This window comes from Micromonospora sp. NPDC023888, from assembly GCF_040639415.1.
Lineage (GTDB): Bacteria > Actinomycetota > Actinomycetes > Mycobacteriales > Micromonosporaceae > Micromonospora.
Genome location: NZ_JBEZZW010000044.1, coordinates 1 through 23,155 on the forward strand (window position 1 = coordinate 1; position 23,155 = coordinate 23,155).

Consider the following 23,155-nt stretch of genomic DNA (forward strand, 5'->3'; position numbering starts at 1 on the left):
CCTCGGGGGGGGGGGGGGGCCCCCGGGGCGCCCCCCCCACCCCCACCCCCGTCTGTTTACTCCAACGTCACTGGGCTGCGGCGTTTGGCGTGGCGTGGGCATGAGGACCGGTGGCGGGTCGTCCTGGACGAGACGGTGACGCGTGGCGTTCGCTGTGAGTCGAAACGACGGGCTGACGACGACTCGTCACGGGTCCAGTTGGACTAGGTTCGGTCAACGGGTGAGGCCGACAAGCGTCGCCAGTCGCGCCACACCGGCCGGCGCCGGCTGCGCGCGGGCAACATCGGCGATCACGGTCCGCGCCACCGGCCGGCACCGAACCTCGGCCGGCGCGACACTGTCCGCGTCCACAAGCGCCCGTGCCGCACCGCGCAGGTCACCCACCTGGAGGTACGCCCGCGCGACGTCCACCAGGTACGCGCCCCGATACTCGACCGGCAACCGCCGCGCGGAACCGTCGCCACCGTCCGCTCATCACCCGCACCTCGCCCAGAGTCGTCCGGGGTGAACTCCCCCATGGAACCCTGACGCAATTCCCTCGAAGGGCTCAGGAATCGGGACCAACCGGGTTCTGCGAAATGGTCACCCTGGGAAGACCACCTTGTTGCCAAATTCGGTCAAAAATATTCAATGCCCACCTTTTAAGCAATCGACGCGTTGCGCGGTACGGGGTCGCTCGACCCAACCCGAGCCTGCTAGCTTCAGCCGGATCCCGATCTTCTTCAGGGATAATGCTCACCATTAGAGGGGGTTCTCGTTGTCCCTGTCGAAACGCAGGAATCGGCACATCACATTAGGCACTGTCACGGCCCTCATAGCAGCCATCGTCATTTCGTTCCCAGCGCGCGCCCAGGCCGTTGACGCCTTACCAGCGCAGGGCATGTCGGCTGCGGCGGTAAATGCGATGTTCACGCAATACGGAAACGCAGGAGGCCACTGGACCGGAGGCGACCGCACTTTCTCCGTACTTCTGCCGGACGGGCGGTTGGCCTGGCTCTTCTCTGACACGTTTCTGGGCAGCGTAAACGCGGATGGCTCGCGCCCGGCCAACTCGCCCATGGTCCACAACACACTCGTGGTACAAGACGGCACGGCGCTGACCGCGACGCTGCATGGCGGGACATCAGCGGCCCCGAAGTCGTTGATGTGTGATGACAGCGTGGGTCTCGGCTGCTGGATAGCCGGCGCGATGGTCGAGGGCAACAATCTTCAAGTCCTGGTCAACAGGTACGATTCGACCGGCCCAGGCACGTTGGATGTCGCGCCCACCGGAAACGCCCTCGTGACCCTGAGCCTCCCCTCATTGTCTGTCACCGGGGTCCGGGAGCTTCCCCTGAACCCCCGGATCACCTGGGGGCAGTCGCTCGTCACCGACAATGGTTACACCTACATCTACGGGTCGGAACACGCCGCCGACTTCAAGTTCGCGCACGTCGCTCGCGTTCCGGTCGGTGGTCTCACCGGGAAGTGGCAATTCTGGAACGGATCCGGGTGGGTCACCACGGAGAGTTCTTCGGCCCGTGTGGCCAGTGGGGTGGGCACCGCATTCACGGTTAGCAAGCTGGATGGCCGTTTCGTCCTGATAACGGTGGAGGGCCATCTCGTCTTCAACAACACAATTGTTGCCTACAGCGCTGATTCTCCAGCGGGGCCGTTCTCCGGACCGCGTGAGCTTGCGCGGGCCCCCGAGGCGGGAAACTCGCCGCCGACGATCGTCTACGACACCTCGCTGCACCAGGACCTGGCCCGCGATGGCAAGCTGCTCCTGTCGTACAACGTCAATGCCTTGAACACCGATGACTCCAAGGCGAACGTGTCGATCTATCGCCCCCGTTTCATCGAGGTGGATTGGCCCCTGCCGGCACCGAATCCAGCAGGTGTGCCGGCTGCCCCCAGCAACCTCGCGGCGAGTACGGACGCGGACGGCGGTATCCACCTTTCCTGGCAAGCCCCGGCTGGCCAGACCCCGAAGTACTGGGTCTATCAGCGGGACACCACCGCCCAACAGATTCAGTGGGTGCGGCTGCCAGCTTCGGTCACCACGACAAGCATCGACCTGTCCCTGCTCCGCGACGACCACACCTACGAATACCGGATCACCGCCGAAAACGGGACTGGCGAGGGCCTGCCGTCCAACGTCGCCTCGGCGACCGTCACCGTGCAACCTCCGCCCGCACCCAGCGGCCTGACGGCCGTCCCCCAGTCAACTGGTGACATCGTCCTCAACTGGCAGCCCGCCGACCGATCCTGGTATTACGAGGTCGAACGGCTCGACGTCACCGCGGGCAAGACGGAGTGGCTGCCGCTCGCCCACCCCGATGGGACCGCCACAACGCTCACCGTCAGCTTGCTCGAACACCAGAGCCGATACGATTTTCGCGTCCGCGGGGTCGGCGGAGGCGGTAAGGGCCCATGGTCGGCGACAGCAAGCGCCACGGCTCAATTCACTGTGCCTGCGGCACCGAGCGGGTTGGCCGCGACCGCTCAAGCCAACGGCGATGTCAAGCTGGCGTGGACCGCATCCCCCGGCCAGGTGTGGTACCGCGTGTACCAACGTGACGTGACCGCAGGCGAAGCCGCGTTTACCGCCTGGCCACTTCCGGTCATCGACGCCACGACCGCGACGGCGACCTACCTGGCCCACGGCCACGAGTACGAGTTCAAGGTCGCAGCCACCAACAAGGGCGGCGAGTCTGCGCACTCCAATGTGGCGCGGGCGACCGCGACCTACCCTCTACCGGGCGCGCCGACCTCCCTGCGGGCCACCTCCGGCGACGGCAAGGCGACTCTGACCTGGCAGGCTCCGGGTCCGAACGTCTGGTACAAGGTCTACCAACGCGACGTCACGGCTGGCGAAGCTGCCTTCACGGCTTGGCCGTACCCGGTGTCCGAAGGGACGTCCGCAACCGCTCTCTACCTCGCCAACGGGCACCAGTATGAGTTCAAGATTTCTGCGACCAACGCCGCCGGTGAGGGGCCGGCAAGCAATGTCGCGGCCGTTACTCCTGCCCCGGCATTGCCAACCGCTCCTACCGGCCTTACTGCGGTAGCGAAGTCGAACGGCACGATCCAGCTCACCTGGCAGGCTCCCGGCCAGAATGTCTGGTATCGAATTTACCAACGCGATGTGACAGCGGGCGAGACGACCTTCCGGGCGTGGCCCTACCCGGTCACGCAAGGAGTCGCAGCCACTGCGGAGTACCTTGCGCACGGGCACCGGTATGAGTTCAAAGTCGCCGCCACCAATGCCGCAGGGGAAGGGCCGAGCACCGCGGCCGCCAGCGCCACCGCTCTGTACGCACCACCCGGCGCCCCGACCAACCTTCGCGGCGCCGCCATGGGCGAGGGCAAGATCGAGCTGAACTGGGACCCGCCTGCGCCGGGCACATACTCGGTCATCTATTGGCGGGACGTAACCGCAGGACAAACGGCGTTCACACGCCTCGAATACCTCACTAGCGAACCATCCATCACGATGGCATACCTCACCCAGGCGCACACCTACGAGTATCAGGTCGCCGCTACGAACGCCGGCGGTGAAGGGTCGCGTTCCTCGGCGGTGCGAGTCACGGCCTACTACAGCCTGCCAGCGTCGCCGTCGAATCTCACCGCTCGGGCGGGCGACGGACAGGTCACCTTGAACTGGACCCGTTCCGCTACGCCCAATGCTCAATATTTCGTCTACTCCCGAGACACGACTGCGGGGCAGTCATGGCAACGTACGCCTCTGCCAACTGACGCCGCCACGATCACGATGCAGTTCCTCAACAACGGGCACTCGTACGACTTCCGGGTGACAGCCACCAACGCGGGTGGGCAGAGTCCTCCGTCCAACACCGTCTCGGCGAGGCCCCTGCCTCCGCTGCCCGGCCCACCCTCGAACCTGACCGCCCGGGCTGGTGATGGGGAGGCCACCCTCACCTGGAGCGCCAGTTCGTTCCCGAACGCCTACTACCTGATCGAATACCGCGATGTCACGGCCGGCCAGAGCTGGCAGCAGGCCCCGTACCCCGTTCCCGGGGGCACGTCGATCACCATGGGTTTCCTGCACAACGGGCACCAGTACGAGTACCGGGTCAGGGCCAGCAACGTCGCCGGTGAGAGCAGCCCTTCCAACGTGGCGACCGTACGACCCATGCCGCCCCGACCACAGGCTCCTTCCAATCTCACCGTGACGGCGGAGGGCTGCGCCTCCGTCAGTCTGAGTTGGACACCGAGTCCCAGCTCGAATGTGTACCACTGGATCGAGTACCGAAATGCCACCAGGGGGCAGGCCTGGACCCGAGGGATCTACCCGATAATTGGCAAGTCGACGATCAAGATGGACTTCCTCACCAACACTCACACCTATCAATTCCGGGTGTTGGCCGACAACATCAGCGGCGACAGCCCCACAAGCAATGTTGTAAGCGCGCGACCCATGGCGCCCAACCCCGGGCCGGCCCGGTATGTCGAAGCCATCGGGGCTCCCGGCCGGGTCGACGTGAGTTGGTTCCGATCCGTCGTCACCGGCTGCGGCGCTCCCTACTATCAGGTCCAAGTCCGCAACAAGTGGGAGCAGGGCGACTGGAGAGTCCTCGGCAACACGACAGACACGAAGTGGACGTGGTATAGCCTGAACAGCAGCGACCTCCATGAATTCAGGGCTGTTGCGGTCAACGAGACAGGCTGGGACTACGGAGGTTCTGACGCTGACAGCCCTCTCTGGATACCGACGTCTTCGACCGTGACTCGCAAGAACAACAACCTCAACGGCAGCAATGCCTCGGCAGCCGCTTGGGCCAACAAGTATGGCACACCATGCTATCGAGACTCCTTGCAGACTGTTTGCATGGGAAAGTCCCCTGGCGGTGATCAACCCATGACCGTTGGAGACATCCTCCACTATCCGGATTCACTAGAAGATTTCCGGTCCAGGCTCCAAGATGAGGCCAGAAAGAGGACGTGTCTGCTGGAGACTCGTGGTCGGTCGACCGCCGTCGACCGAGGACCAGACCTCATGCGGCATGAAGCTGTCCACTCCGTTCAATGGAGCCGCTATACCTCGGTAGCGGGTTACTCAACCGCGTACGGGATAGCATCGGCGATATCCTGGTGGACGTTTCACAACCCAGTCGACGGAAACTGGTTCGAGACGGATGCCAACCTGTACCACGGCGGCTACTGGGAGCTGGACTGTAGTAACTGACCTGTAGGAACTGGGCATACAGAAGGAACCCCTGGGCGACGCGCCGGCCTTCGAGGCGCCACCCGGGGGTTCCTTCTGTCCGCCGCCCGGCGCGAAGATCGTGAAGCGAAGTTCTTTCGAGAAGACGGCCAGGGCCAGCTGCTCCTGAGCCTGCCTCGTCGGCCTCGCGCGTGATCGTCCGACGGCGGGCAGGGATCACGCCGACTCGTGGTCATCCTCCCCCGAGGCCAGCGGCCCTCACCGGGTAAGGCCGACCAGTGTGGCCAGTCGCGCCACACCGGCCGGCGCCGGCTGCGCGCGGGCAACGTCGGCGATCACGGTACGCACCAACGGCCGGCACCGAACCTCCGCCGGCGCGACGCTGTCCGCCTCGACCAGGGCGCGAGCAGCGCCGCGGAGGTCACCCACCTGGAGGTACGCGCGCGCGGCGTCCACGAGGTAGGCGCCCCGATACTCGGCCGGCAACCGCCGCCACGCCTCCCGCCGCACCACTGCCGAGTGCCGCCGCAGCGACTCGACGGCATCACCCCGCGACGCTGCCACCAACACCCGCGCCAGCTCGACAACGATCGGCCCGAAGCTGGTGCGGTGCTGATCGTCGTACCCCCGAAGGTTTGCGGCGACGCCCGCGGCCCGCTCGGTCAGCTCGTCGGCGCGGCGGGAGTCGCCGCTGCCGGCGGCGGCCAGGGCGGCCTGCACCAGCAGCGTCCCACCCACAGCCCACTCCCCCACCGACCGCTGCGGCGTCACCGTGACGCGATTCGCGGCGGCGAGCGTCGCGGCCAGGGCGAGGCGGCCGCGGTCTGCCGCACGTAGCGCCTGGGCTACCGCGATGGCTGCCGTTGCCGCCAGGATCTGGTTGTCTCCGGCGGCGGCCATCGCCCGGTCGGCGGCCAGCCAGGCCAGGTCTGCCTCGTCGAGCTTCACCAGCAGCGACGAGGTGATCCGGTACGCCGGCACCAGCACCTCCGCCGACCGCGCGCCCTGGACGGCGTCCAGCAGACCCGGCAACACCCGCACCAACTGCCCGTAGTGCGCGTGCTGGTAGGTCAACCAGGCGTACCCGACCTGCCTTCTCACCTCTTCCGGCGTCTGGGCCGGGGCCTGCGGGATGTCGTAGCGGGCGAGCGCGGCGCGGATGTCGTCCACCCCGGCCGGCGTGCCCGCCGGGGTGCTCGGCTGCTGGCCGAGCAGCACCTCCGGATCGACCCGCAGGACGTGGGCCAGTTCCTGGATCACCGAGTACCGGTCCAGGGCGCGCACGCCCCGCTCCACCTTGTCCACCCAGCTCTTCGACCTACGCAGCCGGTCGGCAAGCATCTGCTGGGTCATCGACCGCCGTACCCGCCAGCGGGCCACCTGGCGACCGATCGGGAGGTCATCGTTGGTCACGCCGCCACCGCCGGTCCGGGACCGCGCGGGTCGTGTCCTCCACGGGTACGCGCTCCGCCTCGGCCTGGGCCAGGAGGCGCTGCTTGGCAGCCTCCCGCTCGCCGGCCTTACCGTTGTTATCCGGAGCGTTGTCGTCCTGCCCGCTCATCCCCGCCTCCTCCGTCAGGGGCCCGGGAAGCTCGCCGCCCCAGGGCCATGGGACGTGTTCACGTCCCAAACCGGACAGTAGGGCGGATTGGTGATGCGTTGATTACTGGCAGTTATGCGGCCAGGTTGACGCCGATGCGGCCGGCGAGCAGGCGAAGCTCGTCGGGGATGGCTCGGCGCTGGGCACGGTGGGCCAGCGTCACCACGGCATCGCGGGCGAGGGGATTGATGGCGAACGGAATCGGTGCGGCTCGCTCGGCCTGCACGAATGCGGCGAGGGCCTCAACGTCCCGGCGACCGCCGTCCGCGAGGGCGCGGCCGAGGTCAAGCCAGTAGGACTGCTGGCGGATCGACGCTGCGAGCACCTGCGGTCGGACCGTCCTGGACAACTCAATGACGCGACCGGACTCTCCCTGCTCGGCCGCGATGGACATCTCCCACAGGCCGACATTTGTTGGCCCGAACCCGCAGCCGTTGAAGCCCGCGCCGTCGGCCGGATCTCCGAGGGTCGCTGCCTCACGAGCTGCCTCTGCGAGGTGATCGCGGGTGACATCCAGGCGACCGCTCACGGCCGAGGTCAGCGCAGCAGAGAGGTGGAGTTGTCCGAGCATCTGTCGGACTCGCTCGTCGGCGGCGTCGGCTTGAAGCTCGGTCAGAGACCGGTCAGCAGCACGGGCCGCGACGGCGGCGGACTCGATCGGCAGGCTCTGCGCGTAGGCGAAACGGGATGCTGCGATCCATGCTGGGTCCTCAGCGTGCTCGGCGACCGTTCCGGAGAGCCGGGCAGCGTTGAGAGCCAGATGCCGGTATCCAAGGTTCCGCAGGCAGGTGGCGGCCTGGTAGGCCACCTGGACGAGCACGGTGCCGCCCACAGCGGCGGCTTCGAGCAGCAGACCGGGGAGCAAACGAGCCATGGCTGGGTAGTTGCAGGACGTACGGAGCTGTTCGACGCGAGCAATCTCCGCGGCCAGCCGGTCCGGCCTGTAGGTCGACGGGCGGCGCTCGCCGTCCTCAATATCGATCAGGGCTGACCAGATCGCCGGCACGCACTCGGCGGCGCTCTCACGGGCCGGGTCGCCCGACTCGGTGCCCTGGCCCAGCAGGTCTGCCACGGTGACCTGAAGCGCGGCGGCGAGAGTTACGAGAGTGGAGCGACGATCGATGGTCTTCCGGCCCGACTCGACCTGCGAGATGTAGGACTGGGTCACACCGGCGAGCCCGGCGAGGACGGCCTGGGTCATGCCGCCCCGGCGCATCCGCCAGTAACGGATCCTGGCACCGATGGTGTCCGGCTTCGTCACCATGCCTTCGCCAACCCCCAGATAGAGGACCAGGACAGCGGCCACACCCTGCAGCCCCCGCACGTTGGACGGTACACCGAGAGTGCGTGCAAGTGACGGCAGCCACTACAGATATTTGCTTGGTTCGGTCTGCACATCGTCATTTATTGAAGCTCCCGCATCATCCCTCCCGTGCCAAGGAAGTTCAGTCTTATGAGGGGGCGACCCTTCGAACCACGCCTCCTGCCGCTCGTTGCCATATATCGATTCGTACTGCACGTGAATCCTGATCCGCTGGGTCACCGCCGCCCAAAACTCGGCATCTCTCACTGAGTCGTAGTCCTCTACCGCAAGGATCATCAGTTCCTGGCCGACCGGGATGGGCTTACCTGGGCGAAGGGATGAGAAGTTGGGCCAGGTCGTGAACGTGCCGCGCAGTGGATCGACAACCTGCTTTTCCCACGGCCCGACCTCATCACCGTCGAGATACAGCGTAGTTAAGCTGATGATAGCCGGGCCAAGGCCGGCATTTCGAATTCGAATGCCTGCCAGGCCGCTATTCAACCGGAGGCAGTCCAGGCTCAACAATGGACGAACAGATTGGAAGTTGTGCCTTCGGCTTGCTCGTGCCTCCGTAATCGAAACCACAAGTGAAGCGACGGCGACCACAGTTGCGCAGATGGCAGTAACCGAATTCGCGTCCACAGCTCTCCTCGTCCAACGGTGAGTCGGGCATGCCATCGATCAGGAGGCACCGTCTCCCAAGCTACGTCGCTCGGGCAACCGGAAACGGTCGCGTTCTCAGTTCGCGGTCGGCCAGCTACCGGGTCCAAGTCCGGTGCGGCATGCAATACCCTTCACACGATTCGACCTTGACGTCACAACTCCACGATCGCCGCGGTCTCCGATCGACCGCCGCTCCCGCCAGCGCGCCACCCGATGGCCGATCACGTCATCGCTGGTCACGCCGCCACCGCCGGTCCCGAACCGCGCGGGTTGTGTCGTCCACGGGTACGCGCTCTGCCTCGGCCTGCGCCAGAAGGCGCTGCTTGTCAGCCTCCCGCTCGGCCGCCTCACCCTTGGCCGACGGAGCGTTGTCGTCCTGACCGCCCATCCCCGCCTCCTCCGGTGGAGGCCCAGCTACTCAGGATCGACCGTTGCCGCGTGGACCATCAGGACGCGTTCGCGTTCCAAACCGGACAGTGGGACGGGGATGGCGATGTCGTGATTACCGGCAGTTATGCAGCCAGGTTAATGCCGATGCGGCCGGCGAGCAGGCGCAACTCGTCGGGGATGGCTCGGCGCTGGGCACGCTGCGCCAGCGTCACCACGGCATCGCGGGCGAGGGGGTTGATGGCGAACGGGATCGGCGCGGCCTGCTCGGCCCGGATGAATGCGGCGAGGGCCTCGGAGTCCCGACGACCGCCGTCCGCCAGCGCTCGCCCAATGTCGAGCCAGTACGACAGTTGGCGATTCGAAGCCTTGAGCACCCGCGGTTGGATCGTCCGGGACAGCTCGATTATCTTGCCGTACTCGCCCTGCTCAGCCGCGATGGACATTTTCCAGAGCCCCACATTGGTTGGACCGAAGCAACACCCGTTGAAGCCGCCGCCGTCGGCTGGATCTCCCAGACTCGCCGCCTCGCGTGCGGCCTCGGCGAGGTGGTCGTGGGCAACGTCCGGACGAGCGTCCACGGTCGAGGCCAGCGCTGCCATGAGGTGGAGCTGACCAAGCATCTGCCGCACCCGGACGTCGGAGGCGTCTCCCTGAAGCTCCACGAGTGAGCGGTCAGCGGCCCTGGCCGCCAAGCGGGCGGACTCGATCGGCAGGCTCTGCGCGTAAACGAACCGCGCTGCGCCGATCCACGCGCGATCTTCGACGTCCTCGGCAGCCGATACGGATATCCGGGAGGCGTTGAGGGCCAGGTGGCGGTAGCCGAGGTGCCGGAGGCAGGTGGAGGCCAGGTAGGCGACCTGAGCGAGCGCGGTGCCGCCCACGGCAGCGGCTTCGAGCAGCAGAGTCGGGAGCATGCGGGCCATGGCGGGGTAGTTGCATGAGTTGCGGAGCTGATCGGCGCGAGCGATCTCGGCCGCCAGTTGATCCGCCGTGTAGGTCGACGGGCGTCGCTCGCCGTCCTCGATCTCGATCAGGGCCGACCAGACCGCGGGCACGCACTCGGCGGCGCTTTCACGGGCCGGGTCGCCCGACTCGGTGCCTTGGCCGAGCAGATCGGCCACCGTGACCTGGAGCGCGGCAGCGAGAGCGACCAGGGTGGAGCGACGGTCGATGGGCTTACGGCCGGACTCGACCTGCGACACGTAGGACTGGGTGACGCCAGCGAGCCCAGCGAGGACGGCCTGAGTCATGCCGCCCCGGCGCATCCGCCAGTACCGGATCCTGGCGCCGATGGTGTCCGGCTTCGTCACCATGCCTACGCCCACCCCCAGTTAGAGGACCGGATTGCGGTGTTGAAGCGCTACGCCCGCACGGTTGGACGCTACACCCGCAGAGCACCGCATCGGTGACGGTCGACGTCGTCCGGTTGCGTCTGGCACCTTCCGTGGTCAGCCGGCTTCCGAGCCTCGATCGGCAATGATGGGCGGCATCGCCGGGCGGTGCCCCGTCTGTAAACGCACCGTAGCCCTCACCGCTGACGGAAGAGTTGCGCGGCACAACAGCACCATTCGTGCCTACGCCCCGCCCGAGGAGTGCCCCGGGGGTGGACAGCGTGCGGAAGCCGCCGGGTCATGAGCACAAGCACGGCCCGGCGCAGATGTCAAGTCAATCTGGACAGGCGCCACGCTGGTGCCAACTAATAGCGGTGTCCTTTCGCCCCGGCGCCGGTGGACACGCGAACGCCGAACTGAAGTGGTGACGTCAACTCCAACGCTTCACCGGTCGCCGAGAACTCCCATCCGAGACCAATAACGCCATCGATGACCTGATATCTGACCGCATGATTACCTGGTAGCCAACCCGCATCAGAGCAGCTCACATGCCCCACTCAATTGCGCACAAGATCGTTAGCTGAGTGAAGGCTTGCGGCTAAGCTGGGCTGGGCGGGTTCAGAGCCGCGGGGGCAAGGATTGATCGCCCACCTCCCGGCCACCGCGCAGTAGGTCGAACCCGACGACCCCTGCGAGCACGACGGCGGCTGCCGCAGCGGGCACCAGTACGGGTTGCCCGACCAGGGGCGGGCCGATGGCGATGAGCACGCCTAGCCCGATCAGCCGAGGCATGGACACGCGGGTGAACACGTGCCGCCCGAGTAGTGCGTGTCCGGCGAGGAAGAGCGCCGGTCCGCTCAGGATGATGACCAGCCAGGACGCCGGGGCCGCTGCGGTCGAGTGCGCGATCGCCATCTCGTCGGAGACGGTGATGGCGACGATGCCGGCCACCATGAGCAGATGGGCGAAGGCGGATTCCCTGTTTCGAAAGCCCGGCTCGTGCGCATGGGAGAAGGCCGTGCCGAGCTTTTCCCGGGTGCGGTAGAAGTAGGTGAAGTAGAGCAGCACGGTGGTACCGAAAGCCACCGTGAACGCCGTACCTCGGTGGAGGCTAAATTCGCTGGCGTGGAATGTTCGCCCGGTGGTGATGACCGTCTCACCGAGCCCGATGATGATGAACTGCCGGTAGCGCTCGGCAAGATGCTCGCTGGCCAGATTCCACTCCGACGGGGTCGTACGACCGAGCTTCGGCGTCGGCCATCCGGAGAGCGCGGCCAGGTAGTCGATTGCGATGGCCAGGCTCCATAGCGCCACCCGGGCTGTCTCATCGACCAGTGCGCCGGCGAACCAGGGCACCGCCGAGACCACGAACCAGGGAACTGCGCGCAGCGGTCGACAGCCGAGCGGATCCCGGCGCAGAGCGATGGCCAGCAGGGAACTGCGGCCCAGGTTGATCGCGACGTATGCGATCGCGAAGAGTAGTCCGCGCTGTTCGAACGCCTCCGGGATAGTCGTGGAGATTAGCAGGCCACCGAACATGGTGGCGATTACCAGCAACTGGATATGGATCAGCCGTGAGTCCAGGGTGTCGGTCACCAGGTTGGTGTACGACCAGACCCACCACACTGCCAACAGCAGGATCAGCGTCTGGTAAGCGCCGGTCCAGTCCAGCCGGTTGAGCAGGGTCTGAGAGAGCCGGAAAAGGATAAAAATGTAAATCACATCGAAGAACAATTCGACGTAGGTGGCCTGCTTCGGCTGACCAAGATCGCGGACCAGCCCGGGGCGCTTCTCCGTCTTCATTCGAACCCGTTCCTTCACCCGTCCGGACTACCGGCTCCCGGAAGAGTCATACCACGGGCAAGTCGGACCGACGGGCGCTTCGTTCATCGCCGCAGATGCTCCGATGACCCCACTGTATCCGGGATTGTGGATGAACCTGGGCGCTGTAATCGATGTGTCTAATACTCCAGCAGGAGATCCGTCTCATGGTTCGGTGAGGGCTTGCCGGGCGTAGTGGCTGATCTTGGCTTGGTTTTGGCGCCGACGTCGGTCAGTGATGACCTTGGTACCGGTCGGCAGCCCGCGGCAGGGTGATGAACGCCCAGTCGTAGTAGCGGTGTCCTTTCGCCCCGGCTCCGGCGGAGGGGCCCGTCACGAATGCTGGGTCACGATCTCCGCTTGTTGCACGGAATGGCCCGTCGTTGGTCGCGTGATGTCATGCACGCGCTCATCTGCCGCGATCCGCAGTCATCCTCACTCGACATCACAGCGCCACGATCGCCGCAGTCTCCGCCGGCAACTGGATCCGGTCCCGCATCACGGTGACCCCCTCCCCCGTAGCCAGCAACACCCGGCGAGCCACCCCAGGCAGCGACACCCCCTGCCCCCGCCCAGCCAGGTTCGCCACCACAAGCGTGTCCCCCCGCCGCATCACCAAAAACTGGTCCCCATGCTGCACAGAAACCGCGTGCATCCGAGGATCCGACAGATCAGGGCAAGACCGCCGCAGCCCAATCAACCGCTGGTAAAAGGCCAACATCGAAGCATGCTCAGGCTTGTCCAGCTCCGCCCAGTCCAACCGCGACCGCGTGAACGTCTCCGGGTCCTGCGGATCCGGCACGTCCCCCTCCGGCCACCCGTGCGACGCGAACTCCCGCCGCCGCCCGGTCCGCACCGCAGACGCCAACTCCGGCTCCGGATGGGAGGTGAAGAACTGCCAAGGCGTAGAAGCCGCCCACTCCTCCCCCATGAACAGCATGGGAGTGAACGGCGCGGTCAGCAGCAACGTAGCGCCAACCCGCAGCAGCGAAGGCGACAGAGAGGCCGAGATCCGATCCCCGGTAGCCCGGTTCCCGATCTGGTCATGGTTCTGTAGATAAGCCACGAGCCGATGACCAGGGACGCGGGAATCCAGAGGCCGCCCGTGATGACGGTTCCGGAAGCTGGACCAAGTCCCCGCGTGGAAGAACCCACCCGTCAACACATCAGACAGCGTCTCCAGGGAGCCGAAGTCCCCGTAGTACCCCTGCCGCTCCCCCGTCAGCAACGTATGCAGGGCGTGGTGGGCGTCGTCGTTCCACTGCGCGTGCAGCCCGAACCCACCCGCCTCCCGAGGCGTAATCAGCCGCGGGTCGTTGAGGTCGGACTCGGCGATCAGCGACAACGGCCGCCCCAGGTGCGTCGACAGCGACTCGACGGCAACCGTCAGCTCTTCCAGGATGGGCACCGCCCGCGAGTCGTGCAGGGCGTGCACAGCATCCAAACGCAGCCCGTCGACGTGGTAGTCGCGCAGCCACATGAGCACGCTGTCGATGATGTAGCGGCGTACCTCGTCGGAGTGCGGGCCGTCCAGGTTGACCGAGCGGCCCCAACTGTTGCTCTGCTCGGCGAGGTAGGGCCCGAACTGCGGCGCGTAGGCCCCGGAGGGCCCGAAATGGTTGTAGACAACGTCGAGGATCACCCCCAACCCGCGAGCGTGGGCGGCGTCGACGAACCGTTTCAGGCCGTCGGGGCCGCCGTAGGGCTGGTGCGGGGCGTACCAGCAGACGCCGTCGTACCCCCAGTTGTGTTCGCCGTTGAAGGCGTTGACCGGGAGCAGTTCGATCAGGTCGATGCCCAGCGACACCAGGTGGTCGAGGCGGTCGATGGCCGCGTCGAAGGTGCCTTCCGGGGTGAAGGTGCCGATGTGCAGCTCGTAGAGGATGCTGCCGGGCAGTTGGCGGCCGGTCCACGAGGTGTCGGACCACGCGAAGGCCGAGTGGTCGTAGCGGCGGCTGGGCCCGTGCACACCAGCAGGCTGCCACGGTGACCGGGGGTCGGGCAGCGGGGTTTTGTCGTCGTTCAGCAGAAAGGAGTAGTCGAGGCCGGCGTTGGGCACGTCGACCCGCCACCAGCCGTCGGCGGCGGCGCGCATCTCGTGGTCGGCGCCGCCGGTCAGGCGCAGCCGCACGCGGGTGGCGTCCGGGGCCCACACGGAGAATTCGGTCATGACGCAGCCTCCACGGCAGCGGTGGGAGGAGCCAGTAGTGCGACGGGATAGTCGGACAGAAGGTCGTCCAGAGGCGTCTCCCCGCCACTGTAGACCCGACCGGTGAACAGGTCGGTAACCTCGTTAACGGGAAGCGACAGTGCGGTGTTGCACCAGCCACCGGCGCGGGCCAGGCCCAGCGGGAGCCGGGTCGCCACGGTGATCGCGCCGCCCCGGTCGAACGCCACCGCGTGCCGTCCCTGCGGCCCGTGCGCGGGCACCGGCCGGTAGCCGGTGAACAGCTCCGGGTGCGCGCGCCGCAACCGCAGGGTCCGCGACACGACGAGCAGCTTCGCCGCTCCGTCGGTGTCGATCGGGGGACGCCAGCCGCCGTCGAGGCGTGCCAGCAGCTCTCGGCGTACGTCGAAGTCGACCGGGCGGCGGTTGTCCGGGTCGACGAGGGAGTTGTCCCACAGCTCGGTGCCCTGGTAGGTGTCCGGGACGCCGGGCATGGTGAGTTGCACGAGTTTCTGCCCGAGGGAGTTGCACCAGCCGGCGGGGGTGATGGCGGCGGCGAGTTCGGTCAGCTCGTCGTGCAGGCTCGGGTCGTCGTACATCCGGTCGATGACCGCGTGCATGGCCTGCTCGAAGACCGGGTCGGGGTCCGCCCAACTGGTCGAGGCCGCGGCCTCCCGGGCGGCCTTCTCGGCGTACGCGTGCAGCCGTTCCCGTTCGATGGGCCACGCGCCGACAGCGGTTTGCCACAGCAGGTGGGCGAAGGACGGGTCGGGCAGCGGCGCGTACTCCATCCAGGTCTTGACCTGCTCGGCCCAGCGGCCCGGCAGCTCGCTGAGCACGGCGAGGCGGGCGCGGACGTCCTCGCCGCGTTTGGTGTCGTGGGTGGAGACGGTGGTCATGCTGGCGGGCCAGCGGACCTGCTGGGCGGCGGCGAAGCGGTGGAACTCCGCCGGCGGCACCCCGAAGTGGGCGGGGCTGCCGCCGACCTCGTTGAGCGCCACGAACCGGGTCCACCGGTAGAACGCGGTGTCCTCCACGCCCTTGGCCATCACCGCGCCGGTGAGCTGCGGGAACCGCTGCGCCAGCTCGTCGTTGGGGTCGCGCAGCCGGCGGGTGACCGCGTCCAGGGAGGCCGCCAGGTCGGGGCGGCGGCGGCCGGCCTCGGAGCGGGCGGCGGCGAGGTGCCGGGCGCCGTGCGGCGGGTAACCCCGGTAGACCTCGAACGCGGCGGCCAGCTCGGCGAGGGCCGCGCGGGCCTGCTCGGTGGGCACCTCGGGGGCGAGCGCGGCCAGCCGGGTCAGCTCGGCGGCGAGCAACTGGGTGGCGGCGGCCAGCTTGGTGCTGTGAGTCAGGTTCTCCCAGGAGGTGCGGTGCCCGACGAGCTGGGTGTCCAGCACCGTGAAGTCGCCCTCGGCGTCGGTGTCGACGAAGAGCCCACCGACCGCGGCGAGGGCCTCGTAGCCGGTGGTGCCGTCCACCGGCCAGTCCGGCAGCTCCTCGCCGTACTCCAGGATCTTCTCCACCACGAGCCAGGCGTCCGGCGCGGCGGCCCGCAGCCGGGTCAGGTAGCCGGCCGGGTCGCGCAGGCCGTCGGGGTGGTCGACGCGGATGCCGTCGACCTCCCCGGCGGCGGCCCAGCGCAGGATCAGCTCGTGGGTGGCGGCGAACACCGCCGGGTCCTCCACACGCAGACCGGCCAGGCCCGCGATGGCGAAGAACCGGCGGTACGTCAGCTCGGCGTCGCCGCGACGCCAGGAGACCAGCTCGTAGTGCTGCCGGTCGTGCACCTGCGCCGCGGTGCCGTCGCCGGTGCCGTCGGCGATCGGGAAGCGGTGCTCGTGGTAGCGCAGCTCGTTGTCGACGACCTTGAGGTCGTTCAGGGCGGCCGGGTCGTCGGCAAGCACCGGCAGCAGCAGCCGGCCCCGGTCCCAGTCGATGTCGAACCAGTCGGCGTACGACGAGTCGCGGCCCCGGCGCAGCACGTCCCACCAGGCCGGGTTGGCCGGTGGCACGGCGACACCCGCGTGGTTGGGAACGATGTCGACGACCAGGCCGAGCTGCTGGGCCCGAAGCGCGCCCAGCAGTCGCTGCCTAGCGGCCTCACCGCCCAGCTCCGGGTTGACCGCCCGGTGGTCGACCACGTCGTAGCCGTGCTGGGAACCGGGGGTGGCGGCCAGCAGCGGGGCGGTGTAGAGGTGGCTGACGCCGAGGTCGGCGAGGTAGTCGACGATCGCGGCGGTGGCGTCCAGGTCGAAGCCGGGGCGGACCTGGACGCGGTAGGTGGCCTTGGGAGGGGTGGCGGCCATGTCAGATCGTCCTCTCCAACACCACGAGGGACCGGTCCGGCACCCGGATGGTGCCGCCCGCGCTGATCACCGTGGCGTCGCCCGGTTCGGGTTCGGCCGTGCTGATCACCCGTTCCCACTTCTGGCCGTACTCGCTGCCGGGCATGGTGAAGTCCAGCGGCGCGTCGTGGGCGTTGAAGCAGAGCAGGAACGACGCGTCGTGGTGTTTCTGGCCGTACTGGCCGCGCTCGCGGATGCCCTCGCCGTTGACGAACAGCGCCACCGAACGGCCGAAGTCGTTGCCCCAGTCCTCGCCTGTCATCTCCCGCCCGTCCGGGGTGTGCCAGGCCAGGTCGGGCAGCGGCTCGTCGATGCCGCGCCCATTCACCGGCAGGCCGGTGAAGAACCGGCGACGGCGGAACACCTGGTGCCGTTTGCGGAACGCGGTGAGCGTCTGGACGAACTCCAGTAGCTGCTCGTCGACGTTGTCCCAGTCGACCCAGGCCAGTTCGCTGTCCTGGCAGTAGACGTTGTTGTTGCCGTGCTGGGTGCGCCCCAGCTCGTCGCCGTGGCCGATCATCGGCACCCCCTGCGACAGCATCAGGGTGGCCAGGAAGTTGCGCCGTTGCTTGGCCCGCAGGGCGAGCACCGCCTCGTCGTCGGTGTCGCCCTCGACCCCGCAGTTCCAGGACCGGTTGTGGCTCTCGCCGTCGCGGTTGTCCTCGCCGTTGGCCTCGTTGTGCTTGTCGTTGTAGGACACCAGGTCGTTGAGCGTGAACCCGTCGTGCACGGTGACGAAGTTGATGCTGTGGAACGGACGGCGGCCGTCGTCCTGGTAGAGGTCGGCGGAGCCGGAGATCCGCGACGCGAACTCGGCCAGGGTGGCCGGCTCGCCGCGCCAGAAGTCCCGCACGGTGTCGCGGTACTTGCCGTTCCACTCCGTCCACAGCGGCGGGAAGTTGCCCACCTGGTAGCCGCCGGGGCCGACGTCCCACGGTTCGGCGATCAGCTTCACCTGGCTGACCACCGGGTCCTGCTGGACCACCTCGAAGAAGGTGGACAGCCGGTCGACCTCGTAGAACTCGCGGGCCAGGGTGGCCGCCAGGTCGAAGCGGAAACCGTCCACGTGCATCTCGGTCACCCAGTAGCGCAGCGAATCCATGATCAGTTGCAGGGAGTGCGGGTTGCGCACGTTGAGGCTGTTGCCGGTGCCCGTGTAGTCGACGAAGTAGCGGCGGTCCTCCTCGCTGAGCCGGTAGTAGCTGGGGGCGTCCACGCCCTTGAAGCTCAGCGTCGGGCCGAGGTGGTTGCCCTCGGCGGTGTGGTTGTAGACCACGTCGAGGATGACCTCGATGCCGGCCGCGTGCAGCGCCTTGACCATGCCCCGGAACTCCTGCACCTGCTGGCCGGTGCGGCCCAGCGCCGAGTAGCCGTGGTGCGGGGCGAAGAACCCGATGGTGTTGTAACCCCAGTAGTTGCGCAGCCCCAGGTCGACGAGGCGGTTGTCGTGGATGAACTGGTGCACGGGCATCAGCTCGATCGCGGTCACCCCGAGCCGGGTCAGATACTCGATCATCGGCGGGGAGGCGATGGCCGCGTACGTGCCGCGCAGCTCCTCCGGGATGTCCGGGTGGCGCATGGTCAGCCCGCGCACGTGCGCCTCGTAGATCACCGAGTGGTGGTAAGGGGTGCGCGGCGGCTTGTCGTTGCCCCAGTCGAAGTACGGGTTGACCACCACCGACTTCGGCATGAACGGCGCCGAGTCGGTCTCCGACATCTTCTCCGGCTCCGCCAGGTCGTAGTCGTAGACCGCCGGGTCCCACGCCACGTCACCGTCGATGGCCTTCGCGTACGGGTCGAGCAGCAGCTTGTGCGGGTTGCAGCGCAGCCCGTTGGCCGGGTCGTACGGGCCGTGCACCCGGTAGCCGTAACGCTGCCCCGGCTCGATGCCCGGCAGGTACGCGTGCCACACGTAGGCGTCCACCTCACGCAGCTCGACGCGGCGCTCCGCGCCGGTGTCCCACTCGTCGAAGAGGCAGAGCTCGATCCTGTCGGCCACCTCGGAGAAGATGGCGAAGTTGGTGCCCATCCCGTCGTAGGTGGCGCCCAGGGGGTAACGCTCGCCCGGCCAGACCTGCATGTTGCTCCTTAGCCCATGGTTGTGCGCGCGCCGGCCGACGCATGCCCGCGCGCACGCAGGTAATGCCCCCGGCCCGGGAGCGCCAATCCATCCTTTCAGGCGGTGACTGAAAACCACCTGTCTGATGCGGGCTACACCCTCAGGTGTCCTCCGTCACGATGACCCTTTTCGAGGTGCGTTCTCGGGCCCGATGCACTTTCCTTGACCGGGGACAAGCGTTCGCGCGCGTTCCGCCTGGCCCTCTGCCACCCCTTACACCTCACTCCGCCGCCACTGACGCCGGCGTACCACCATGCATGGACGGAGATTGATGTGACACTGCGGGTCGACGAGCAGCACACAGCCACCAAGGACCGGGCCCACCGGCCCACCCTGACCTCCCGGTCCCCGCTCCCGACCCAGCCCGGTCCCTCCGCGCAGCCCGGTCTGTCCCCGCAGCCCGGCGCGACAGTGCCGGCGCAGCCCGGCCCCGGGGTGCCCCCGCAGACCCGTCGCATCCTGATGCTGTCCTGGGAGTACCCGCCGGTGCTCGTCGGCGGCCTCGGCCGACACGTGCACGCACTCTCCGTCGCCCTCGCCGCCGCCGGCCACGAGGTCACCGTCGTCACCCGCCACACCGACGGCGCACCCATGGAGGAGTACGCCGACGGCGTCCGCATCCTGCGCGCCCCCGAAGACCCGGTCACGTTCCCCCTCGCCACCAGCTCCCTGCTGGCCTGGACCATGGCCTTCAACCACACCCTCACCCGCACCGCACTACGCGCCACCCAGGCCGGCGCCTACGACGTCATCCACGCCCACGACTGGCTCGTCGCCCACACCGCGATGACGTTGCGCGACCACCTGGACATCCCGCTGGTCAGCACGATCCACGCCACCGAGGCCGGGCGGCACCAGGGCTGGCTGCCCGAGGAGATGAACCGCACCATCCACGGCGTCGAGCAGTGGCTCACCAGTGAGTCCGGCCGGGTGATCGTCTGCTCCGGGTACATGCGCGACGAGGTGAACGCCCTGTTCGACGTACCGGTCGGTCGGGTCGACGTGGTCGCCAACGGCGTGGAGCCGCACCGCTGGCGGGTGCCGGCGCGCGCGGTGGCCGCCGCCCGCGCCCGGTTCGCCGGGGACGGCCCGCTCGTCACCTTCGCCGGCCGGCTCGTCTACGAGAAGGGCGTCCAGCACCTGATCGCTGCGCTGCCCCGACTGCGGGAGCGGCACCCCGGGCTGCGCGTCGTGATCGGCGGCGACGGCCCGTACCGCGCCGAGTTGGAGGCCGAGGTGCACCGCCGCGGCCTGGGCGGCATGGTCACCATGCCGGGCTTCCTCGGCGGCACCGACCTGCCGGCGTTGATGGCCGCGTCCGACTGCTTCGCCGTGCCGAGCATCTACGAACCGTTCGGGATGGTGGCCCTGGAGGGCGCGGCGGCCGGCGCGCCCCTCGCCGTCGCCGCCACTGGTGGCCTCGCCGAGATCGTCGAGCCGGGCGTGACCGGGATGACCTTCCGCCCGCACGACCCGGACGGGCTCGCCGACGCGGTGGACGCGCTGCTGTCCGACCCCGACCGGGCCCGGGTCATGGCCCGCCGTGCCCGCCGGATGGTCCACGACCAGTACGGCTGGTCGGCGATCGCCCAGCACACCGCCGCCAGCTACGCCGCCGCGATCGCCACCGACGACGCGTTCACCGCCCAACGGGCCGAGCAGCGCATGGCCCAGGGCCGGGCTCTGCCGGCGCTGCCCCAGGGCAACCTGCTCGCCGCCGCCGGCCTGCGCTGAGCCACACGGCGCACGCATACGCCGCCTGATCGACTCGGCTTCCCTGGGGTCGCGGTGTCCCGTGCCGGGGACCGCCCGGCTTCCTGCAAGCCGAGTCGATCACGCCCGGTCGCGCTTGATCGACTCGATTTCCTTGACGTCGGGGTGTCCCGTGCCGGGAACCGCCGGCTTCCTGCAAGCCGAGTCGATCATGGGGCCACGAGCGCGTCGCACCGGTCGGGCGGGCCTGCCAGAATGGGCCAATGCCTCGTCCTGTCGACGCCCTGGATGCCAGCTTTCCGGTGGCCGCCTCGATCGCGCTGGACCTGATCCGACGCCCCGAGGTGTCCGAGCAGTGGTCGAGCCCGAGCACGCTGCCCCACCTGTCGGTGGGTGGCCTGGCGTGCCACCTGGGACGTCAGGCGGTACGCGCGGCGGAGCTGCTGCCGATGCCGACCGACCTGCCGGTGTTGGAGTCGGCCGACAACCACTACGAGCGGGCCGCCTGGGTCACCGAGGGTCCCCCGGACGAGGCGTCGGTCGCCTCGGGTTCGGACGAGGCCGAAGCGGTACGGGGGCCGGCGGAGCTGCACGCCCGCTGCGCCGACGCGCAGGCGGAGGTCGGCGACCTTCTCTCGCGAGGGGCGGCCCGGGACGTCGTGCCGATCCCGTGGCAGGGCTGGGCCCTGCGGCGCGGCGACTTCCTGCTCACCCGTCAACTGGAGATCGTGGTCCACTGCGACGACCTCGCGGTGAGCGTCGGCGTACCCACGCCGGAATTCCCGCCGGAGGTCTTCGACCCCGTACGTGACCTGCTGGTGCGGCTGGCCGTACGCCGCCGTGGTCAGTCCGCGCTGATCAGCGCCCTGAGCCGCAGCGAACGAGCACGGAACATCTCCGCCTTCTAATGCCCTCGCCAGGGTCGCCGCCCCGAGCCCGCCAACCAGCGGGCCGGAGCGTGATCGACTCGGCATCCCCGCACGTCGGGCCATCCGCCGGCGTGATCCATTCGGCTTTCAGGAAGTCGGGCCGTTCACCGGCGTGATCCACTCGGCTTTCAGGAAGTCGGGCCGTCCATCGCACTCGGACACCCCGACTTCACGAAAACCGAGTCGATCAAGCGCCGGCCGGCGACCGACGCGGACCATCGGCAGTCCCGGGGGGCGGATGCGCGGCAGGCCGCCGACCCGAAGGGGGTCGACGGCCTGCCGGTGAAGCGAGGAGCGGGTCAGCGCTCGGCGAAGGGGACGTAGTCCCGCTCGGGCGCGCCGACGTAGACCTGCCGCGGACGGCCGATCTTGGTCTCCGGGTCGCTGATCATCTCGCGCCACTGGGCGATCCAGCCGGGGAGCCGGCCGAGCGCGAAGAGCACCGTGAACATCTTGGTCGGGAATCCCATGGCCTTGTAGATCAGGCCGGTGTAGAAGTCCACGTTCGGGTAGAGCCGGCGGGAGACGAAGAAGTCGTCGGCGAGGGCGATCTCCTCCAACTCCATGGCGATGTCCAGCAGCGGGTCCGGCTTGGCCATGCGGCCCAGCACGTCCTGCGCGGCCTTCTTGACGATCGCCGCACGCGGGTCGTAGTTCTTGTAGACCCGGTGGCCGAAGCCCATCAGCTTGACGCCGTCCTCCTTGTTCTTGACCTTGCGGACGAAGGAGCGGACGTCGTCGTCACCGGCGTGGATCTGCTGGAGCATCTCCAGCACCGCCTGGTTGGCACCGCCGTGCAGCGGGCCGAACAGCGCGTTGACCCCGGCGGAGACCGAGGCGAACAGGTTGGCGTTGCTGGAGCCGACCAGGCGCACGGTCGACGTGGAGCAGTTCTGCTCGTGGTCGGCGTGCAGGACGAACAGCATGTCCAGCACCTTCGACATCACCGGGTCGACCTCGTACGGCTCCGCCGGCACGCCGAAGGTCATCCGCAGCAGGTTGTCCACGTACCCCAGCGAGTTGTCCGGGTAGAGCAGCGGCTGCCCGATGGACTTCTTGTAGGCGTACGAGGCGATGGTGGGCACCTTCGCCATCAGCCGGACCGTGGAGATCTCCACGTGCTCGGAGTCGAACGGGTCCAGGCTGTCCTGGTAGAAGGTGGACAGGGCGCTCACCGCGGACGACAGGACCGCCATCGGGTGGGCGTCCCGGGGGAAGCCGTCGAAGAAGCGGCGCATCTCCTCGTGCAGCAGCGAGTGCCGCCGAATCCACTCGGTGAACTCGGTCAGCTGCTGCTCGGTCGGCAGCTCACCGTAGATGAGCAGGTAGGAGACCTCCAGGAAGGAGGACTTCTCGGCCAACTGCTCGATCGGGTATCCCCGGTAACGCAGGATCCCCGCGTCGCCGTCGATGTAGGTGATCGCCGATGACGCAGCCGCGGTGTTGACGAAACCGGGGTCGTACGTCGTCATCCCGGTTTCCTTCAGCAGCTTGCTCACCCCGATACCGGCGGGGCCCTCGACCGCGGGATGTACCGGCATCGAAAGCTGCCCACCGGGGTGATCGAGCTTGACTTCCGTCATGTGGTTCCTCGCTTCGCCGGCAGA

General features: G+C 68.0%; 15 protein-coding genes. 3 read left to right on the forward strand and 12 right to left on the reverse strand.

Annotated elements, in window-relative coordinates; translation table 11 throughout:
- Positions 1 to 213: 213 nt before the first annotated feature.
- On the reverse strand, positions 214 to 441 hold the full coding sequence (locus AB0F61_RS29005) for a hypothetical protein (protein ID WP_357815982.1): 228 nt from the start codon (positions 439 to 441) through the stop codon (positions 214 to 216).
- Between the two features lie 463 nt (positions 442 to 904).
- On the opposite strand from AB0F61_RS29005, the gene AB0F61_RS29010 reads away from it, so the two are divergent.
- Positions 905 to 5,188: a fibronectin type III domain-containing protein gene (locus AB0F61_RS29010; RefSeq protein ID WP_357815985.1), complete on the forward strand. Its 4,284-nt coding sequence runs from the start codon at positions 905 to 907 to the stop codon at positions 5,186 to 5,188.
- A 237-nt stretch (positions 5,189 to 5,425) separates the two neighbouring features.
- On the opposite strand, the gene AB0F61_RS29015 is transcribed toward AB0F61_RS29010, so the two are convergent.
- The 10 genes from AB0F61_RS29015 to glgX form a co-directional block, all read right to left on the reverse strand.
- Positions 5,426 to 6,580: a helix-turn-helix domain-containing protein gene (locus tag AB0F61_RS29015; protein WP_357815988.1), complete on the reverse strand. Its 1,155-nt coding sequence runs from the start codon at positions 6,578 to 6,580 to the stop codon at positions 5,426 to 5,428.
- Positions 6,567 to 6,728 (reverse strand): hypothetical protein, encoded by a 162-nt coding sequence (locus AB0F61_RS29020; protein ID WP_357815991.1) that lies wholly within the window; start codon positions 6,726 to 6,728, stop codon positions 6,567 to 6,569. Before AB0F61_RS29020 ends, AB0F61_RS29015 begins: the two co-directional genes overlap by 14 nt.
- Positions 6,729 to 6,840: 112 nt before the next feature.
- Positions 6,841 to 8,031 carry a helix-turn-helix transcriptional regulator gene (locus AB0F61_RS29025; protein WP_357816117.1) on the reverse strand — a complete coding sequence of 397 codons (1,191 nt, stop codon included), beginning with the start codon at positions 8,029 to 8,031 and terminating at the stop codon, positions 6,841 to 6,843.
- 102 nt (positions 8,032 to 8,133) lie between these two features.
- The gene (locus AB0F61_RS29030) at positions 8,134 to 8,712 is read right to left on the reverse strand and encodes a hypothetical protein (RefSeq protein WP_357815994.1); all 579 of its coding nucleotides are present in this window, start codon (positions 8,710 to 8,712) and stop codon (positions 8,134 to 8,136) included.
- Between the two features lie 247 nt (positions 8,713 to 8,959).
- Positions 8,960 to 9,121, reverse strand: a complete 162-nt coding sequence (locus tag AB0F61_RS29035; RefSeq protein ID WP_357815996.1) for a hypothetical protein — start codon at positions 9,119 to 9,121, stop codon at positions 8,960 to 8,962.
- A 124-nt stretch (positions 9,122 to 9,245) separates the two neighbouring features.
- Positions 9,246 to 10,436 carry a helix-turn-helix domain-containing protein gene (locus AB0F61_RS29040; RefSeq protein WP_357815998.1) on the reverse strand — a complete coding sequence of 397 codons (1,191 nt, stop codon included), beginning with the start codon at positions 10,434 to 10,436 and terminating at the stop codon, positions 9,246 to 9,248.
- A gap of 636 nt (positions 10,437 to 11,072) precedes the next feature.
- Positions 11,073 to 12,257, reverse strand: a complete 1,185-nt coding sequence (locus AB0F61_RS29045) for a low temperature requirement protein A (RefSeq protein WP_357816001.1) — start codon at positions 12,255 to 12,257, stop codon at positions 11,073 to 11,075.
- Between the two features lie 463 nt (positions 12,258 to 12,720).
- Positions 12,721 to 14,445, reverse strand: coding sequence for a malto-oligosyltrehalose trehalohydrolase (gene treZ / locus AB0F61_RS29050; RefSeq protein WP_357816003.1), 1,725 nt, complete (start codon positions 14,443 to 14,445; stop codon positions 12,721 to 12,723).
- Positions 14,442 to 16,748: a malto-oligosyltrehalose synthase gene (gene treY, locus AB0F61_RS29055; RefSeq protein ID WP_357816005.1), complete on the reverse strand. Its 2,307-nt coding sequence runs from the start codon at positions 16,746 to 16,748 to the stop codon at positions 14,442 to 14,444. Before treY ends, treZ begins: the two co-directional genes overlap by 4 nt.
- Position 16,749: 1 nt before the next feature.
- Positions 16,750 to 18,867 carry a glycogen debranching protein GlgX gene (gene glgX / locus AB0F61_RS29060; protein WP_357816008.1) on the reverse strand — a complete coding sequence of 706 codons (2,118 nt, stop codon included), beginning with the start codon at positions 18,865 to 18,867 and terminating at the stop codon, positions 16,750 to 16,752.
- Positions 18,868 to 19,368: 501 nt separating this feature from the next.
- Between glgX and AB0F61_RS29065 the strand changes: the two genes are divergently transcribed.
- Positions 19,369 to 20,640 (forward strand): glycosyltransferase family 4 protein, encoded by a 1,272-nt coding sequence (locus AB0F61_RS29065; protein WP_357816120.1) that lies wholly within the window; start codon positions 19,369 to 19,371, stop codon positions 20,638 to 20,640.
- A gap of 242 nt (positions 20,641 to 20,882) precedes the next feature.
- Entirely contained in the window at positions 20,883 to 21,527 is a 645-nt protein-coding gene (locus AB0F61_RS29070; protein ID WP_357816011.1) for a maleylpyruvate isomerase N-terminal domain-containing protein, read from the forward strand.
- Positions 21,528 to 21,847: 320 nt separating this feature from the next.
- Here AB0F61_RS29070 and AB0F61_RS29075 read toward each other — a convergent pair whose 3' ends face one another.
- Positions 21,848 to 23,131, reverse strand: coding sequence for a citrate synthase (locus AB0F61_RS29075; RefSeq protein WP_110567066.1), 1,284 nt, complete (start codon positions 23,129 to 23,131; stop codon positions 21,848 to 21,850).
- Positions 23,132 to 23,155 lie beyond the last annotated feature (24 nt).

Excerpts from the sequence above, each read along its gene's own strand:
- AB0F61_RS29020 (WP_357815991.1), bottom strand. The coding sequence starts at position 6,728 with ATGAGCGGGCAGGACGACAACGCTCCGGATAACAACGGTAAGGCCGGC.
- AB0F61_RS29025 (WP_357816117.1), bottom strand. The coding sequence starts at position 8,031 with ATGGTGACGAAGCCGGACACCATCGGTGCCAGGATCCGTTACTGGCGG.
- AB0F61_RS29040 (WP_357815998.1), bottom strand. The coding sequence starts at position 10,436 with ATGGTGACGAAGCCGGACACCATCGGCGCCAGGATCCGGTACTGGCGG.
- AB0F61_RS29075 (WP_110567066.1), bottom strand. The coding sequence starts at position 23,131 with ATGACGGAAGTCAAGCTCGATCACCCCGGTGGGCAGCTTTCGATGCCG.
- glgX (WP_357816008.1), bottom strand. The coding sequence starts at position 18,867 with ATGCAGGTCTGGCCGGGCGAGCGTTACCCCCTGGGCGCCACCTACGAC.
- treY (WP_357816005.1), bottom strand. The coding sequence starts at position 16,748 with ATGGCCGCCACCCCTCCCAAGGCCACCTACCGCGTCCAGGTCCGCCCC.
- treZ (WP_357816003.1), bottom strand. The coding sequence starts at position 14,445 with ATGACCGAATTCTCCGTGTGGGCCCCGGACGCCACCCGCGTGCGGCTG.
- AB0F61_RS29035 (WP_357815996.1), bottom strand. The coding sequence starts at position 9,121 with ATGGGCGGTCAGGACGACAACGCTCCGTCGGCCAAGGGTGAGGCGGCC.
- AB0F61_RS29070 (WP_357816011.1), top strand. The coding sequence starts at position 20,883 with ATGCCTCGTCCTGTCGACGCCCTGGATGCCAGCTTTCCGGTGGCCGCC.
- AB0F61_RS29065 (WP_357816120.1), top strand. The coding sequence starts at position 19,369 with ATGCTGTCCTGGGAGTACCCGCCGGTGCTCGTCGGCGGCCTCGGCCGA.
- AB0F61_RS29045 (WP_357816001.1), bottom strand. The coding sequence starts at position 12,257 with ATGAAGACGGAGAAGCGCCCCGGGCTGGTCCGCGATCTTGGTCAGCCG.
- AB0F61_RS29010 (WP_357815985.1), top strand. The coding sequence starts at position 905 with ATGTTCACGCAATACGGAAACGCAGGAGGCCACTGGACCGGAGGCGAC.